Below are 15,810 nucleotides of genomic sequence, written 5' to 3'. Positions count from 1 at the left end.
GGCGGGAGGGGCAGTGGCGGCCCGGGGATAGTCAGTACACCCGCACCAGGGGGCGGTTTACAGGCGAATCAGGGCCTCTATTGTTATGATCGGTTAGCCGTCACTTCAAACACAAACGCCCATCGCGAACCAATCGCGAGCGACACGGTTGTCCGTGATTTCGGTTGGTCCCGCTCTCGTTCAATTTTCTGAGATTTCAATGACCAGCGATAACTGCCGTTTCAGGGCTGCCTGCCTGCTGTTTGGCCTTGCTGCCATGATGTGTTGTGCCGGCAACGGATCGGCTGACCATCCGAACGTGATCTACATCAACACCGATGATTGGGGCATCGGCAAAGTCCCGCCGTATAAGCTGGACGACGCCAGCATGAAAATCATCAGGACTCCGAATCTGGACAAGCTGGCTGCGGGAGGAATGCGGTTCACAAGAGCCTATGCGGGCAACGCCGTTTGCGGTCCGTCGCGCTGTAGCCTGCTGACTGGAAAGCACGGAGGCCACGCCGCCTGGCGAGCCAACCACGGAGGAATTCCCATTGCCGAATGGCCGCCGACGTATCCGATGCTGGGAGAAGTCGCGCGACAGGCCGGCTACACCACAGCGGGGTTTGGCAAGTTGAGCATGGGCGGATCCCACAAACCGGAAACAATCACCCTGACTGGCTGGGATTATTGGCTGGGATACCTTGGGCATGTTGACTGTCGCAGCTTTTACAACACCCACATCTGGGAGAACGGCGTCAAAAAAGTGATTCCGGAAAACGAGCGGACGAAGATTGGCCAACATGTCCCTGTCCTCGGCGACCATGGCGTCTTCTCAGATGACCTGTACACCGACAAAATCATTGATTTCATGGCCGAAAACAAAGAGCGGCCCTTCTTTGTTTATTTCGCAAGCACCGTTCCGCACGGCGATGCTGCGGCGATTCCCTTTCACGGTCTGTGGACACCTTCGCTGGAAGGCTACGACAATCTCGGGCTGACAAAGCTGGAACAACTCTACGCAGCATTAATGACCCGACACGACCGCAACGTCGGTCGCATCGTCCAGGCACTTGAGGAGTTGGACCTCGATCAGAAAACGATCGTCATCTGGACGTCCGACAATGGCGACGAGGACAGCTACTACGAACGCACCGACACCTGGGACGGAAATGGCCCGTATCGTATGTATAAACGCTACCTTTACGAAGGCGGGATTCGAGTTCCCTTGATTGCGTACTGGCCTGGAACGATCCCCGCCGGTTCCACTACCGACCAATGGACAACTCAATACGACCTGATGCCAACTCTGGCCGAGGCTGGAGGTCTTCCGGCTTCTCCCGAAATGGATGGCATTTCCATTCTGCCGACGCTCAGGAATGAGCCGGAAAAACAGGCGGATCGAGAACACCTGTACTGGGAGTTCTATGAACGAGCGAAACAGCAAGCCGTGCACCTGGGAAAATGGAAGGGCTACCGCCTCAATGGACTCAGCGGAAACATCGAACTCTACGACCTATCCACTGATATCGCGGAGGAGCACGACGTCGCCGACAGCCATCCGGATGTTGTCAAACGCATTGCGCGGATCATGCGTGACGAGCATGAAACCCACCCCTTAAAGAAATGGCAACTCCCCGGTCTGGACCCGTAACTGTCTTGGTTCAGCGGAAAATGGAATTTGCAACCGAGTGAGTTGAATGGTCCTCGCCAGTGCTCGATCGCCCGGCCAAGCGTTGGATGTCTCTCACATCAGCCTGGCATTGCAAGCGATTGTAGCGTTGTTTGCTTGCGATCGAGTTCAGCGTCAAATATGATCCGACTGAGTCCGAAGAGACCTTGCCAAAGACCAGCTAAAGCGCGTTGAGCGAATACCGGCTTAATGGGAATCCGCATGGCATGGCAAGGCTAGCGATAAAGCCGGCATCACAGGAGAGAAGGAGTGACGAACCGACCTTGGCTTACCTTGATACTGGTTTTGACCTGCGGGTTTTCGGTGCCCGCAAGCACGCCTGCCACGGCGAACGACAATTCGGAGTCGACACTCGGTCTTGTTCCGCCAGATGGTGCGGTCATCTTGTTCGATGGCTCGAACTTTGATGCCTGGAAGCCGTTCTCGTGGCAGTGGATCAATCCGAGCGATGATCAGAAAGAAATTCAATGGAAGCTGGTCGATGGCGAGGCGATGCAGATCGCTTTTGAATTCAACGGAGCACGTCGAAAGCAGTTTCTGTGCACGAAGGAAAAATTCCGAGACTACCGCCTGCATCTGGAATTTCAGTTGCCTGACGACGGTGGCAATGGCAATAGCGGCATCTTTTTCGGGCCCTTGTACGAACTGCAGATTCTAGACTCCAGCCGAACGACAACAGCTGGCCTCGGTGACTGTGGTGCGATTTATCAACTCCGCGTACCAGATGCCAACGCCGGCCTCGGCCCGGGAGAGTGGCAAACGGTCGACTTGGAATATCAGGCAGCGGAGATTGGGCGAAACGGCTTCATGACCGAAAAGGGTGCTGCGCGTGTCACCGTGCGATTGAACGGCAAGTTGATCCACGACGACGTTCGCCTGTCACTTCGGCGAAATAAGTACGCCGCATTCCCGGAGCAGCCAGCCTCGCCAATCGTTTTACAGGAGCACGGGTCACCGGTGAAGTTTCGGAACATCTGGCTGGTTAGAAATTCAACTAGCAAAGAGACACGCACCGATTCAATGAAGTCAGCTGATTCCGTAGAGCCGCTTTCGGACAAGGTGATCAACATCAAGAACTTCGGCGCCGTCGGTGACGGCGTCGCGATGGAGACGAAAGCGATTCAGGATGCCATCGATGCCTGTCATGCTGGGGGCGGAGGGGTCGTTCGTGTACCTGCGGGAGATTTCCAGATCGGCACAATCGAGCTGAAAAGCAACGTCAGGCTTTCACTCGACCACGGCGCCAATCTGTTAGGTAGTACCAACAAAGCCGACTACAGGACCGAAGGCATCGATGAACCGAGAGAAGGCGGGCCGCATTGTCTGATTTATGCCAACGGAGCGGACAACGTCGCGATCGAAGGTTTAGGCGTCATCGATGGGAGAGGGACTCCTGAGCATTTCCCCAGAAACCGATCTGGTGGCAGGAACCAGGGTCTCCGCCCCCGTCTGCTGCGGATGGTCAACTGCGACGGACTGACGTTTTCCGGCGTCACCTGGAAGCGTCCCGCGTTCTGGGGCTTGCATCTGATCGACTGCAAGAACATCCATTTTAACGCGGTCACCATTCGGTTTCGCAACAACAACTTCAACAATGACGGACTGGATCTGGATGGTTGCGAAGATGTTCTCATTGAAAACTGCGACATTGACTCCGGCGATGACGCGATTTGCCTGAAGAGTTCGATGAACCCTTGTCGGAACGTCGTTGTGCGTGGATGCAAGGTGTCCAGCAACACCGCTGCATTGAAATTCGGAACGTCTTCCCGAGGCGGTTTTGTCGATGTGAAGGTGACCAACTGCTATTTCTACAACAGCCCGATGGGCGCCATCAAATTACAATTGGTCGACGGTGGGCGTTTGGAAAACGTCAGTCTCTCAAGAATCGTCATGGACAATGTCGGGTGCCCGATTTTTATTCGACTGGGAGATCGAGGAAAGACTTTTATCAGGGGTGACGCGGGAAAACCGCCGGTCGGAACGCTCCGTAACATCCGCATCAGCGATGTCACTGCAGAAGTCACCATCGAGGATCGGGAAGAAGCTACGCGAGCGGCTTACAAGAACATCACGGCTGAAGATTCCACAGAGGTTACTGATAGGGAGAAGTCGAAAGCCGGTCCCATCATGATCACCGGGATTCCCGGTCACTACGTCGAGAATGTCAGATTGGAGAACGTTAAAATCTCGTTTCCGGGACATGGATCAACGGAAGACGCAAGACGTGAGGTGCCGGAAGACATTGATCGCTATCCTGAGCAGTTTTTCTTCGGCGTTCTGCCATCGTGGGGAGCCTACATTCGGCATGCGAAGAACATCGAGTTCGTTAATGTGGAGTTGGAGACTCGGGCTGCGGATGCAAGGAAGGAGATTCACCTTGAAGATGTTGAAGGTTTCATCCAGCGAGGAGAATGACGGTTCCGCCGAGTGCGTTCGAGTCGAACCGCAAGAAGTTTGCGTCGCGATGGCTCTCAGCAAAGAATCAACCCCGACGATTTTCAGGAAACGTTATGAACCTAACGCCCATCATTGTCTCGTGCCTTGTTGCACTGGCCGCTCTGCCACTATCGGCCGAGGAACGGGACAGGCCGAATGTCATCTTGCTGATGAGCGACGACCAGGGATGGGGCGACGTTGGATTCAACGGCAACGATGGCATCAAGACACCCCATTTGGATGCGATGGCTGCCGAAGGTGTTCGGTTTGATCGCTTTCACTGACCAAAAAAGGCGTGGTATCGGCAGGGCCTTTCGCGGGGCACAAGCACACCCTGTACGAGGGCGGCCTGTTGGTTCCTGCTTGTGCGGTGTGGCCTGGAGTGATCCCGCCGGGAACGTCGACCAGTGTTCGTTGTTCGACTGTCGATTACTTTCCGACGATCGATCGACAGTGAATGCCAACTCAGTCGCGACGGTGCTGACTATCGATACTGAAGGCATGCAAAGCCGATACGGATCGGATTGAGAAGCGGGTCTACGACGCTGCATCCGCGTCCTTGATCCGTTGGATCAGATCGGTGACGGCGGCTTTGGAGCGGCTGTAGGAAACGATTCGTACGTCGAGACCTCGGTCGGCGTAGATCTTGAAAGCTCTTTCAATCGCGGCGGTGATCCAGGCATCGTCATTTCCGAAGACGCCGCCACCGAGCAAGGTGAGGAAAACTGTGTTGGCACCCGTATCGGCCGCATTGATCACCGCCGCGGCAAAGGTCGCTTCGTACGCGGCATCCAGAACCAATCGGGCGAAGTCTGCCCATTGCGTTTTAGGCTGACTGCCATAGGCAACGGGCAGCGCGGAGCAATAGGCCTGGCTGACGTTGTGGCGAGCACCGGCGAGCGTGACGCCCGCTTGCCATTGAAGGCCGATCCGCAACTCGCCACGCAGCCGATCCTGGTTGTCCTCAGTCATCGACTGAAGCTTCGTCGAAATCTCGTCGAGTCCAGCATCGGTTGGAAACAGATAACCGTTCCGCATGGTCCACAGACGCTCATCGGTGTTGCCGAGTTCGCGGCCGAGGTCAGCGGAGCAGTCGATTTGCTTGTCGGCGGTTTGCCCGAACTGTCCATCGACGTCGGCAAAGTAATTGCGGTAGATGGTGCCGGCTCCGCAGGCGATCGCGCAAGCCGGCCCTTGCGTGTGGTCGTTTTCGTAAATACCGACGCCTCTTTCAGGCGTGACATGGGGGCTGGTCATTTCCAACAGATTGAACTGCGAGGCGACCTGAAACAGCGCATCCGCATTGGCCGGGTCGGCGTGCATTTCGCGAACATCGCCGACGACTTCGCCGAGGGTGGATCGTTTCGGTTTGAGTTCGAGCGTAGCGACCGAACGTCGAAGTTCTGACAGTTGGGGTGTTTCCAGTCGTCCGAACGCGATCCGCTTGCCGCTAGGGCAAACGATGTCTGACCCTTCGACCCGCAGTTTGTGGCGGATCTGTTCAGGCGATTGCTCGTCAATTCCCGTCAGTCGATCGAACCACGTCATTGTTGCTCTCTCGTGCGCCGTAGAATGTTTCTCTGCCGTTTCCGCATCAGTTTAATGATTCCTCGAAGGGCACAGTTTGAACCGACCCACACCATTCGTGTTCCTTCCCCGTTCAACGTCTTGCCTGCGGACCTGGCACCTACGCCGGATCGCCGAGCACCTTCCCGGTTCGGTCGTCGACTCTGTGTAAACGAGTGACGTTGCCGGGCGCACCATCGCCGGGTTTCAGTGAGACCAGCCAATAAGGATCGTCGGGCACATTCGCGGCGACCATCGCCCGCAGGATTTCCGGATCTCGGACGCCATTCTGGCTGTACAGCTTGGCGTGGAATTCTTTTTCACGGCGAATCCTTTCGGTGTCGAAGAAGACCGCGGAACACTTGGTGCCAGCCGGGATGTCGCCAAGATGTTCGATGACAATCATGATCGCCGCTTTTTGATCCATCTCTCGGTTTGTCAACTCTTTCTCCTCGCCGATGCTACTCGTATCACTTTTCTCGCTGACTCGGTTGCCAGGTCTTTCGCATCGGCTTGCATCGATCGCCGCATCCGATAATTCGTCAATTGGACTCCGTGGCACTCAACCGTTTGTTCCCGCACGACGCTAAATCCCATCCGTTCGAAGAATGGTCTCGCGGTGATGCTGGCTTCGGTCGTGATTTCATCGATCGAGTGGTCTGCGGCGTCGCTCAGAAGTCGTTCGACGAGCCGGCGAGCGATGCCACGGCCCTGATGGTCGGCCGACACGAACAAGCGGTCGAGGTGTCCGGCGCGAGTCATGTCGGTGAAGCCAACGATGCGGTCACCTTCAACCGCGACATACGCCAACCGATCGTCAAAGCGACAGCGCCAGGCTTCCAGATCGATCGTCCGTGGCGCCCAGGCATCGATTTGTGCTCGCGTGTAGTCGCGAGAGTTGACGCGGTGAACGCAATCACGGAACAAGGCCAAACACGCCTCCGCGTCTTCCGCTCGAAACGGTCTCAGTTTTGGCGTTGTGGCTGAAGGCATTCACTCGACCCAATACGTCAGATGGTCCAAGGCGTTGCAGCAGTTTACCACGTCGGGCTAGTCGACACTGGCGGCGGCGTGTAGTTCCGCAGCTTTCGGATTGATGGCTTTGAGAACGTCGGTCCACTCGGTGCGGTGCCGCTCCAGCGGGTCAAGAAAACCGTTCTCGTTGCGGGGTGAGTCGCCTCGTTCAGCCTCGTCCCACTGTTCCATGTAGCCGCAGTGATGCCAGCCGATGTAGTAGGGCGTCGCCATCATGCCCCGGAGCATCTCTTCGTAGAGACGCGCGACGTCTTCGATCGTTTTCGCACCGGTGCGGAATCCCTTCACGCCCCACTCTTGCTGGTTCGGTCCGGCCAGACCAAAGCAACCGTCTCCGTTGAAGATCGGTTTCCCGGTTGCTTCATAGATCATGTCGCACAGCCTCTTGTCATTTTCCCACGGGCCGTATGCCTGTACGCAGACGACGTCGACATGCTTCTTGACCGCCGGCAGGATGAAATCGTAGTACCACATCACCATGTTCTTGTCGCCGAGAATCAGGTGGTTCGGGTCGTGTTTGCGAATCAGTCGGTCGTGCAGTCCGTACCACTGCTCCGCAATGATGGGCATGAACGTCAGCATGTCCTCTTTCGCAGACGCAACGTCGGTGGCGTTTGACCAATCCATTTGTCGAGCCATTTCCTTCCATGAAATACCGTAGGTCGGGCTGATCGGCATGCCCCACACCTTGGCGGCAGCTTTCGCGCTCGGGTAACGCTGCTTCAGGTGTTCCAGCCACCGCAGCTTTCCTGGTGACGATTCACCGAGTGGCAGGATCGCATTGATCCAGGGATAAATCATCGTCGTATCGTTCCGCTGCATCTGGTCGGCGCGACCCATCACCCAACTGGGCACATCGGTGTAGAGATAGCCGATCAAATTGCGTTGATCCCTGTGCAGTTCGGTGACTTGGCGCACGCGCGCTGCGACATGGTTCTCGAAGTCCACCGAAAAAACATCCGGCCTTGGCCCGCGACCGTGCCTCTCCTGCCAGCCGGCCAACGGCGCGGTGTCGAGCGAGGCGATGTAGTAGATCTGTTCCTGGTAGAGCTTCGGGTCAATGGCAGGGTGGGTGTGCTTGCCGAAGGTGTTGAAACCAAGTTCTTGAGTGGTCTTCACTTGAGCGTCGATCCATTTCTTGGCTGCCTCACCGCTGGTGTTGAAATGACCACCCGCATCGACCATGTCGCTGCCGTACCTCTTCAGCGTCGCCGCTTTGTTGTACGGAGCAAGCCACAGATGCGGCTCGATGTGGTTCACGCCAATGCTGACAAACTTCTCGCCCTCGGCGTTGATGAACCACCAAACACCGTCGATCTGTTTAACGTGGATGAACCCCGTTGCGTCTTCGGCGTCTGCTGCTCTACAGACGCCTGCGGCAAGGAGTGTTGTCACGGCAATCAACAGGCTGATTCGTAACGTGTGCATTTGATGCTTCTTGTTTTTTAAAGATACTTGTGAGCCGACGGCGCTAGCCGCGGGCCTTTCCGTTCCACCACTAAAGCTGTATGGCCCGAGGCTAGCGCCTTCGGCTCACACGAACATCGACAGGCGGTGGCAACAGAATCAACGTCTACGGCGAACGCTGTGTTCCTTCCACTTTTCGAACAACTCGGTGTTCAACTTTTCCAACGCTTCCGGCGATGCTGGTTTCGTGGCGTGTTCATAGATCGAACCGTTCAGATCCGTCACCACTTCGATCAACTTCTCACGAGGCTCGCCGTCGAGAGAGTAGAAGCCGTTTTGGTTGTTCTTTGCCAGCGTGTTGCCGCCCTGGTCGTACATGCAGGCGCAATACGTGACTCCCAAGACACCGGGGTCCTTGAAATGTCGCATCAGATTTGCGCGATAAACCTCTCCACGCGCGTCGTGTGAAACCAGGCCCGCGTGCAGGCTTCCGGTCCCGCCCGGGTAATGAAACCCGAAATACTCATCGGAAAAGATGATGGGCAGATCGGTCGCATCCGCGATGTCGCTGACCGAAATGTACTCGTTGACGTGCTGCGGCGCGAGCATGTCCACGTACGGTGCCGCTTTCTTCCATGAATCCACCGACAGAGCCCATTCTTTGATGAACGAACCGAGGATCAAGTGGTTGTCGTCCCATCGTCGAATGGCGTCGTGGCCCAGTTTGTACAGGGACACGCACATGTGCGACACGATCGCTTCAAAGTCGGCGAGCTTGTCTTTGTCGAGTGATTGTCCGACGCGGGGATAGTTGCGGCGTTCGTATTCCTTTTCATACGTCAGCTCAAAGCTCGACTTCAGTTCCGACATGTCGTGGAGCGATGTGCCGTAGACCGCGTTGAACTTCGCCACGTCATTGTCGTAACGCTGGATCAGCAAGTCCGACAACACCTCTCGGCCGGGACTTCCCGGCGGTAGCGAAAAGTGATGATTGACCCACTGATCGGATTGGTTGAAGGCTCCAAAGCCGTAGTAGTATCCCATGCAAAGCGGATCGTCTTTATAGCGGGGGCAGATCTGTGCCGCTCGCGATCGGATCAGCTGCTCATAGTCGGGATGGAAGATATCCGGCAGTGTTTCGCCGTCGACAAATTCCCACGGATGCTTCAGCAAGATCACACCGACCGCAAAGGGGAAGTTGGCTTCGCGGAACAGTTTTTCGGCCTTGGGAACATCGACGAATCCGTTCAAGTTGCGTTCCGGGCTCGTTGCGCTACCGAGTGCACAGTTGAAGCCCATCGCTCGGGCTTTCTCGAACGAACCTTTCAGCCACGCATCCGCATCGCCGCCGTACACGTTTTGGCAGGCGACGTCGCTTTCACCCGAAAGCATGTGGCTGAGCGAAACGGCAAAGAATGCATTTCCGTCCGGAGTGATGAACCAGTGACGTCCGTCGATTTCTTCGACATGAAAAAAACCGGTCGCTTCGCCTTTGATGGCCGTCGTGCCGCCATATTGATCCAGCTCGGCAGCGGACGCCATGAATACCCATGGTGGTGACGCGATGCCGATCAGCAGTGCACAGATGGCTGAAAAACGAAAAGACTGCATGAAAAATCTCCGGGGAAGTAGGGTCGGCTTCCAGTTTGTCGCTTTTGGCATGACAGGCTGATAACCGATCGACCTGTCTCAAGGCCTGTGAAGGAGATGTCGTCAGCGGCCAAAATGTAAACCTGAATGCGTCAAATTTCCGGCAGCCCGCTCAAGCGTTCCGTATGTCGCCACCTAAGCGTGTCGGTCGCTGTAGACCGAGTACGACGAGCGTCACTCGATGCTGTTGAGGTATTTTCGGCAGTCGGAAATGCCAAGGTGGGGGAAGCCGCGGAGCTTTGGGCGTAACTGAAGGTGTGGCAGCGAAGCACGGTGGTCAGCAGTACTGCTGTTCGGAACATGTGCGGCATGAGTCAATCGTCTTGGACGAACAAGAGTCGGTGGGATGTGCTGGTCAAAAGCGGGGGCAGTCTACGGAACTCGTTCACTTTGTGGGTTCAAAGATGATGCGACGGTATCCGGAAAGGTTGTGGGTGCCGTCGTCTGTGACCTCGCAAATGACATGGAATGTCTTTCCCGCGGAATCGGACGGAACGTCAACGGTGGCGACGGCCGAATTGCTATTGGAAATCTCGACATCCTGTTTCAATGTGCCGGCTGCCGACAGCATCCACCAGCGAAACGTGAGATGATCGCCGTCGGGGTCGGACGAATTTGACGCGTCGAGTGTGACCTTAGAACCCTGCTTGGGTTTCCTGGTCAGAACGTCGATCGTCGCGTCCTCACCAATGGCGACAACAGGATTTCGGTTTCCGAATCCCTGTTTGGCCCAATCCATTCGGGCGGCAAAGTTATTAAAGGTAGCCGGATAGAAGTGATTCTCTAAAGAGTTGCAGGCGGTCTTGCTTTCACCGGTGTGATTGGTGAAGCAGCGGGTTTCGCCGTCTTCGCTTACGCCCCACGCGGCATAGCCTCCCCAGCCACCGTGCGTTGGAACATTCGGGTCGTTCAATCCATTTGGCATCAGATGCAGAAAGGCGGGCGTGTCACCTTCGACGCCATATTTGTACTTCGGATAAACCTTGCCAAGGCTGCCATGCCCCTGAATGTGAGTTTCATATTCTGGCCAATTCTTTTTGCCGGTGCCGTTCTGGAACTTCCAAGCGCATTCGTCCCAGATGAAGAACAAGTCCTTCTCGAACTCGCGTCGTAACCACTGGTGCGAACTGTCCGCGAACGGAGTTCTTTGATCACGGTCTTGATCCGTGATCGTGTACACGCGGAGTTTATTCAGGAACTTCTTCAATTCCACCGCACTGCGATCTTGCTGAACTCGCCAAACCGCTTGTGCCAGCGTGTTGCCGCCGCCCCAGACCGTGATCCACAACGGCCGGTCGTCTTCTTCGTCAGCCAGCCGGATGATCAAGTCGCTGCCCGGCGAATCGTTTCCTTTGCCCACATGTTCGGCACCGCGTTTGTTGCTGCCGTACACAATGCGATCGCGCAAGTATTCGGGGCTTGGCCAGTAACCAATCTGCTGGCGTGATTCATCGCGTGAGTGTGCCGTTTGGTCGGACCGTTTCTGTAGATTGGGAAGATCTTTTTCGTAAGCGTTGACCGCATCGTGGATCAATCCCATGAAATCATCGCGAGTCTTATCCAGGCTCCAGCCTGTCGTGAAAACAAGTCCCTCGATCTCCAGCAAATCTGCGTGAACCATCAATCGCACCAAAGACTCGCTGTCATCGGTCTCCCATGTTGAAACATCGGTCAGCACAACCATGCGGGGTTTGAGTTCAGCCGCGATCGAAGGCACGGCAAGAGCAGCTGAAAAAATGACCGTGGATGCCAGGGATAGCCAAAGCTTACTCATTTCGGTTGTTTCTAAGGGTGGGCCAGTTGGGAGTCTTCGTTCGACGGTGGACGTCTGCGTCGATGTACGGCAGCTTTGTCCATCTTACCAGACGAAGCAGTGATGGTTTCTGGCATCCATCATTCTGCCATCCCATTGTTCTGCCATCCCCGTCTCGTCAGCGCCACAATCTGGCGACGGCGGCGACGCATCACAAGGTAGTTGTTGATCGCTCGTTGCTTACGCTAAGCGTTGCGGCTTGTCACTCGAAAGAAGACATCACCGCTGGTTTTTAACTCGATGCAATCGTCGCAGTGGGGGGGCTGACGCAAAGCGGGGTTTACCGCTTTTCCACTTTCACGAAATAGGCTCCACGAACCGTGCCGTCATCGTCACTGAGCCAGCTTTGCAAGATGGCCGGGCCGGCGGGAAGCTCCGTTTCGAACGTGACCGACCTGTCGTGTTCACGGAGCTGTTTCTCAAGCTTCTGAACACCGATGCGCAGCACCGCATGGGTTGCCCCCATCGACGCGGGCGCATCGTCGGGGAATCGGGTGAGTCGAATGGTGTAGCGACCGGGCTGCGTGACATTCACGGCCCAAAAACCATTGATCGCGAGTCTGTCGTCGGACAGTTGCTCTTGCTTCCAAATCACGTTGCCTTTGGTCGGATGCCAATCGCGCACTGTCAGCAATGTCGGGTTCTCGCGTTGATCGCCAAGCTGGAAACGCACATACGGGGCGTCATCACGAAAGACGTCCGCAAAATGTCGGCGGTAGCTGGACTTGAGTTTCTGTACGACCTCGGGGTGCTGCTGCGCGAGGTCATTCGTTTGACTGGGGTCTTCGCCAATGTTGTAAAGTTCGCCGTCAACCAACCGCCACCTTTCGGTAAGCACACCGTAGTGCGGAGTACGCCATGGGTTGTCGCCATTACCATCAAGAAGAAGCTTTGGTTGGTCAGGCTGCCGCTGGACGAAAAGCGTGCGAGATGGCCAGTCGTCGGTCGCACCGTCGAATAAGGGTTTCAGGCTCTGCCCGTCGAACGGATTACCGTCGGGGGATTTCAACCCGCACAGCTCAATCAGAGTGGGAAACCAGTCTCGGCACGATGTCAATGGTTGAACCCGTTGTCCCGCATCGAGCTGACCCGGCCAACGCACGAAGCACGCAACTCGATGCCCGCCTTCGTAGACAGAACCCTTCTTCCCTCGCATGCCCGCATTGAAGCCGTTATCTGGATTGCGACCGTTGGAACCCTCGGAAGTACCGTTGTCGCCCATGAAAATGACAATCGTGTTTTCGGCGAGATTGTGCTGCTGAAGGGTATCGAGCAAGCGGCCAAGGTTCTCGTCAAAGTTGATGATCTGGCCGAAGAACTTGGATCGGTTTTCCGAATGACCCTGGGCTCTGAACGGAGCTGAATAGCTTTCCGCAACCGTATGCGGCCCGTGCATGGCGTTGAGCGGCAAATACGCGAAAAACGGTTGTTCCGATTTCTGCGTGACAAACCGCTGGCACTCCGCGAAGAACACGTCGGTGCAATACCCGTCGATCTTTTCGGCGACACCGTTGCGATAGTACGTGTCGTCGAAATAGTCGTTTCCGATCGGGTTTCCGATTTCGTCGATGCCGCCTGCGAGGTGACGAACGACGTCTTGAAATCCACGGAAGCGCGGCGCGTACGGCCAGGTGTCTCCCAGGTGCCATTTTCCAAACATGCCGGTTCGGTAACCCGAATCGGAGAAGGCATCCGCCATCGTGACTTCATCGGGCGCAAGTAATTGTCTCCCTTGGGTCACATCCCAAGCTCCCACGCGCGTTGAATAACGCCCGGTCATCAAGGCGGCGCGTGTCGGCGTGCAAACCGGATCGACATGGTAGTTTTCCAAGCTGACGCCTTCGGCGCAAAGCCGATCCAGGTTGGGTGTCTTCAGCCACGGGTTTCCGTGACAGGACATATCGCCGTAGCCTTGGTCATCCGTAACGATCAAAATGACATTCGGCTTCACGCTTGGATCACTTTGTGGTTCGTCCGCTTCGGATCTTGCCGATACTGGAACAGCGAGAAGCATCAGCATCCAGATTCGTGCAAGCCGGTAGAAACGTAAATCTGCAATCATTGAGTTTCTTTGGTACGTGGATTGCGAATGGGTCGCCAATTTCGCTATGGCCGCATCCACGAATCGAGTGGGATCGCAACATCAGTGCCCACCAAGCGATGTCACTGTGTTCATTTTAATCGCGTGATCGAATAGGGCGGTAGCGTCAGAGGATGAGAGGATTCCAGTTTAACGCGATCGCACCGATCCGTGTCCTGCATCGCGTCGGCCAGGAGCATGTCGGTGCGGATGTTTTGCCAGTCGACGATTCCTACGCCGGATTCGGCTACCGGTCGATCAAAGACGGAGGGTAAGAAAATTAGGGAGGTAAGAAAATTGCCGACGAGCAAGGATGGCAGCCCGAGTTGATTTTCGTACCCCTGATCTCGTCTTGCCTTTTCCAAGGGGTGGCAAAACAATAGGGGCAAAACAATTCCAGGTTGTAATCGTCTTGCCCCGCATCGTTTTGCCCTCTTCTTGTTCTCGGTTTTCACTCCACCGGACGAACCGATGCCCGGAATTAAAAATAGCGTGTGACGCTAGCTTCATCGACCGGTGTGTCGCAGTAGTCGCCAGGCCGTGTGGCGGCTGCGGACAACAAGGACACGGCTTCGCGTCGTCACATCTGGAAAGTAGTCGCTGGTGGCTCGCGATGCTATTTCGCCAACAGGCACATCATTGGTTTGTCGTCACAAGTGATGGGCTTGCCGCGTGAACGTGCCAGCGGTGCTAAGCATCTTGATTTGTCGAGCAGTCGGGTCTTGGGCAAAATCGTGAACTGATCTGGGTTTGCTTCGGTCAGTAAACTAAATCCGACCTTGTTAGGATTGTTCCCTAAGGCGGCGCCACCTCACGACTGCTCGGTTGTCTTTCATCCCCTGGTTCCATTATCCGAGTGGAAGATGACGATGGTGTTTTCCAGTTCGTTCACCTCCGGGAGCGTTTGGCCTTCTTTCGCGAGATCGCGTCGCGGTGTTGGCACGCCTTTTGCCTTGTGAAGTGTCCGTGGCGTGCGGTGTGCGGTGTGGCACACACTCAAGACGTGATCGGCCGAGCGAGAAAAATACCTGGTTTCCCGACGGAAGTCTGCCCGCTACCATCCAGTTGACATCCTTCAACCGAGGGTGAGGGGAGATGTTTGTCGGCCGTCGGCAATTGTTTTTCCACGTTTACCAAATGGAAACGCACTCTCAAGCCCCGCACTTGCTTCAGGACCTGCAGCCTACCATGAAACGATTTCAAAAGATCCTGGTCGCCACCGACACACGTTTGGACAGCCACCCGATTGTGGACGAAGCAGCTGACATCGCTGTCCATAACGGCGCCACCTTAAAGGTTGTGGACGTCGTGCCAGATTTCCCGTGGATGGTGCGGTTGACGATGAAGGATCACCAGCATGTGCGCGAGCTGATGCGTGACGAGAAGCAAGAGAAGCTCGACGAATTGGCTGCTCGCATCCGCAAGCAAGGCGTCACGGTGGAAACGCAAGTGCTGATGGGGCAGACGTCCGTGGAAATCATTCGCGAAGTGTTGCGCGGCGGCTATGACTTGGTGCTTCGCGTGCACAAGGGCAAGGACAGCCGCCGCCAAGGGTTCTTCGGCAACACCGGGATGCGATTGCTGCGTCAATGCCCGTGCGCCGTCTGGCTGGTGACGGCAGAAAAAACGCAATTCCAACACGTGCTCGGCTGTGTCGACACGTCATCGGAAGACGACACGGATTCAGAACTCAATGACAACGTGTTCGATTTGGCGGAGTCAATCAGCCAATATCATGGCGGTGTTTTTTCGATCCTGCACACCTGGTCCGTTTGGAATGCACAGTTTCTTCGTCGGCGGATGAGCGAAGAAGAATTTGATGCGATCGTGCAGCGGAGTCACGATCAAGTCAAGTCACGCTTCGATCGCTTCCTCGGGCAGCATGGAAGCAGTTGGAACGCCGAGAATGTCCATTTGATCGAAGGCGAGCCCGCGTCGGCCATTCCGTCGTATGCTCGCGACACACAGGTGGATCTGGTTGTCATGGGGACCATTGCTCGGAGCGGGATCTCAGGCATGGTGATGGGCAACACGGCCGAGCAAATCCTCAGTAGCATTGAATGTTCGGTGCTGGCACTCAAACCATCGAACTTCGTCAGCCCGATTCAACTGGAGCAGTGAGTTGCCGTGGCATGCGCACTCCCGTTTGCA

The 15,810-nt window shown here is 55.9% G+C and carries 12 protein-coding genes; 5 read left to right on the top strand and 7 right to left on the bottom strand.

From position 1 onward, the window contains the following. Window positions 1-199: 199 nt before the first annotated feature. The 3 genes from TBK1r_RS19925 (at window position 200) to TBK1r_RS19910 (ending at window position 4,392) form a co-directional block, all read left to right on the top strand. Window positions 200-1,633, top strand: a complete 1,434-nt coding sequence (locus TBK1r_RS19925) for an arylsulfatase (RefSeq protein WP_145214512.1) — start codon at window positions 200-202, stop codon at window positions 1,631-1,633. Window positions 1,634-1,921: 288 nt separating this feature from the next. Beyond that, complete coding sequence (locus TBK1r_RS38740; protein ID WP_419580181.1) at window positions 1,922-4,087, top strand: 3-keto-alpha-glucoside-1,2-lyase-like domain-containing protein; 2,166 nt, start codon at window positions 1,922-1,924, stop codon at window positions 4,085-4,087. Between the two features lie 95 nt (window positions 4,088-4,182). Next, window positions 4,183-4,392 (top strand): sulfatase-like hydrolase/transferase, encoded by a 210-nt coding sequence (locus TBK1r_RS19910; RefSeq protein WP_145214509.1) that lies wholly within the window; start codon window positions 4,183-4,185, stop codon window positions 4,390-4,392. 253 nt (window positions 4,393-4,645) lie between these two features. Here the strand turns inward: TBK1r_RS19910 and TBK1r_RS19900 are convergent, their stop codons facing one another. The 7 genes from TBK1r_RS19900 to TBK1r_RS19870 form a co-directional block, all read right to left on the bottom strand. Continuing rightward, window positions 4,646-5,656: a hypothetical protein gene (locus TBK1r_RS19900; RefSeq protein WP_145214506.1), complete on the bottom strand. Its 1,011-nt coding sequence runs from the start codon at window positions 5,654-5,656 to the stop codon at window positions 4,646-4,648. Window positions 5,657-5,795: 139 nt separating this feature from the next. Continuing rightward, window positions 5,796-6,101 (bottom strand): 3'-5' exonuclease family protein, encoded by a 306-nt coding sequence (locus TBK1r_RS19895; protein WP_145222857.1) that lies wholly within the window; start codon window positions 6,099-6,101, stop codon window positions 5,796-5,798. An 11-nt stretch (window positions 6,102-6,112) separates the two neighbouring features. Further along, the gene (locus tag TBK1r_RS19890; protein ID WP_145214503.1) at window positions 6,113-6,667 is read right to left on the bottom strand and encodes a GNAT family N-acetyltransferase; all 555 of its coding nucleotides are present in this window, start codon (window positions 6,665-6,667) and stop codon (window positions 6,113-6,115) included. A 57-nt stretch (window positions 6,668-6,724) separates the two neighbouring features. Next, on the bottom strand, window positions 6,725-8,137 hold the full coding sequence (locus TBK1r_RS19885) for a beta-agarase (RefSeq protein ID WP_145214500.1): 1,413 nt from the start codon (window positions 8,135-8,137) through the stop codon (window positions 6,725-6,727). A gap of 138 nt (window positions 8,138-8,275) precedes the next feature. Beyond that, window positions 8,276-9,727, bottom strand: a complete 1,452-nt coding sequence (locus TBK1r_RS19880) for a hypothetical protein (RefSeq protein WP_145214497.1) — start codon at window positions 9,725-9,727, stop codon at window positions 8,276-8,278. 424 nt (window positions 9,728-10,151) lie between these two features. After that, a complete protein-coding gene (locus tag TBK1r_RS19875) occupies window positions 10,152-11,540 on the bottom strand; it encodes a DUF1593 domain-containing protein (protein WP_145214494.1) in 1,389 nt (462 codons plus the stop codon). A 319-nt stretch (window positions 11,541-11,859) separates the two neighbouring features. After that, complete coding sequence (locus TBK1r_RS19870) at window positions 11,860-13,530, bottom strand: arylsulfatase (protein WP_419580180.1); 1,671 nt, start codon at window positions 13,528-13,530, stop codon at window positions 11,860-11,862. Window positions 13,531-13,793: 263 nt separating this feature from the next. Here TBK1r_RS19870 and TBK1r_RS38735 point away from each other — a divergent pair, with 263 nt between their 5' ends. Then, a complete protein-coding gene (locus TBK1r_RS38735; protein ID WP_419580179.1) occupies window positions 13,794-13,934 on the top strand; it encodes a hypothetical protein in 141 nt (46 codons plus the stop codon). A 913-nt stretch (window positions 13,935-14,847) separates the two neighbouring features. Beyond that, window positions 14,848-15,780 (top strand): universal stress protein, encoded by a 933-nt coding sequence (locus TBK1r_RS19865; protein ID WP_419580178.1) that lies wholly within the window; start codon window positions 14,848-14,850, stop codon window positions 15,778-15,780. Window positions 15,781-15,810: the final 30 nt, after the last annotated feature.

This window comes from Stieleria magnilauensis, assembly GCA_007753675.1.
GTDB lineage: Bacteria > Planctomycetota > Planctomycetia > Pirellulales > Pirellulaceae > Stieleria > Stieleria magnilauensis.
The sequence above is the reverse complement of the archived record's forward strand: the minus strand, read 5'-3'. Positions and strand labels throughout refer to the sequence as shown.

Excerpts from the sequence above, each read along its gene's own strand:
- TBK1r_RS19925 (WP_145214512.1), top strand. The coding sequence starts at position 200 with ATGACCAGCGATAACTGCCGTTTCAGGGCTGCCTGCCTGCTGTTTGGC.
- TBK1r_RS19910 (WP_145214509.1), top strand. The coding sequence starts at position 4,183 with ATGAACCTAACGCCCATCATTGTCTCGTGCCTTGTTGCACTGGCCGCT.
- TBK1r_RS19900 (WP_145214506.1), bottom strand. The coding sequence starts at position 5,656 with ATGACGTGGTTCGATCGACTGACGGGAATTGACGAGCAATCGCCTGAA.
- TBK1r_RS19895 (WP_145222857.1), bottom strand. The coding sequence starts at position 6,101 with ATGGATCAAAAAGCGGCGATCATGATTGTCATCGAACATCTTGGCGAC.
- TBK1r_RS19890 (WP_145214503.1), bottom strand. The coding sequence starts at position 6,667 with ATGCCTTCAGCCACAACGCCAAAACTGAGACCGTTTCGAGCGGAAGAC.
- TBK1r_RS19885 (WP_145214500.1), bottom strand. The coding sequence starts at position 8,137 with ATGCACACGTTACGAATCAGCCTGTTGATTGCCGTGACAACACTCCTT.
- TBK1r_RS19880 (WP_145214497.1), bottom strand. The coding sequence starts at position 9,727 with ATGCAGTCTTTTCGTTTTTCAGCCATCTGTGCACTGCTGATCGGCATC.
- TBK1r_RS19875 (WP_145214494.1), bottom strand. The coding sequence starts at position 11,540 with ATGAGTAAGCTTTGGCTATCCCTGGCATCCACGGTCATTTTTTCAGCT.
- TBK1r_RS38735 (WP_419580179.1), top strand. The coding sequence starts at position 13,794 with ATGAGAGGATTCCAGTTTAACGCGATCGCACCGATCCGTGTCCTGCAT.
- TBK1r_RS19865 (WP_419580178.1), top strand. The coding sequence starts at position 14,848 with ATGAAACGATTTCAAAAGATCCTGGTCGCCACCGACACACGTTTGGAC.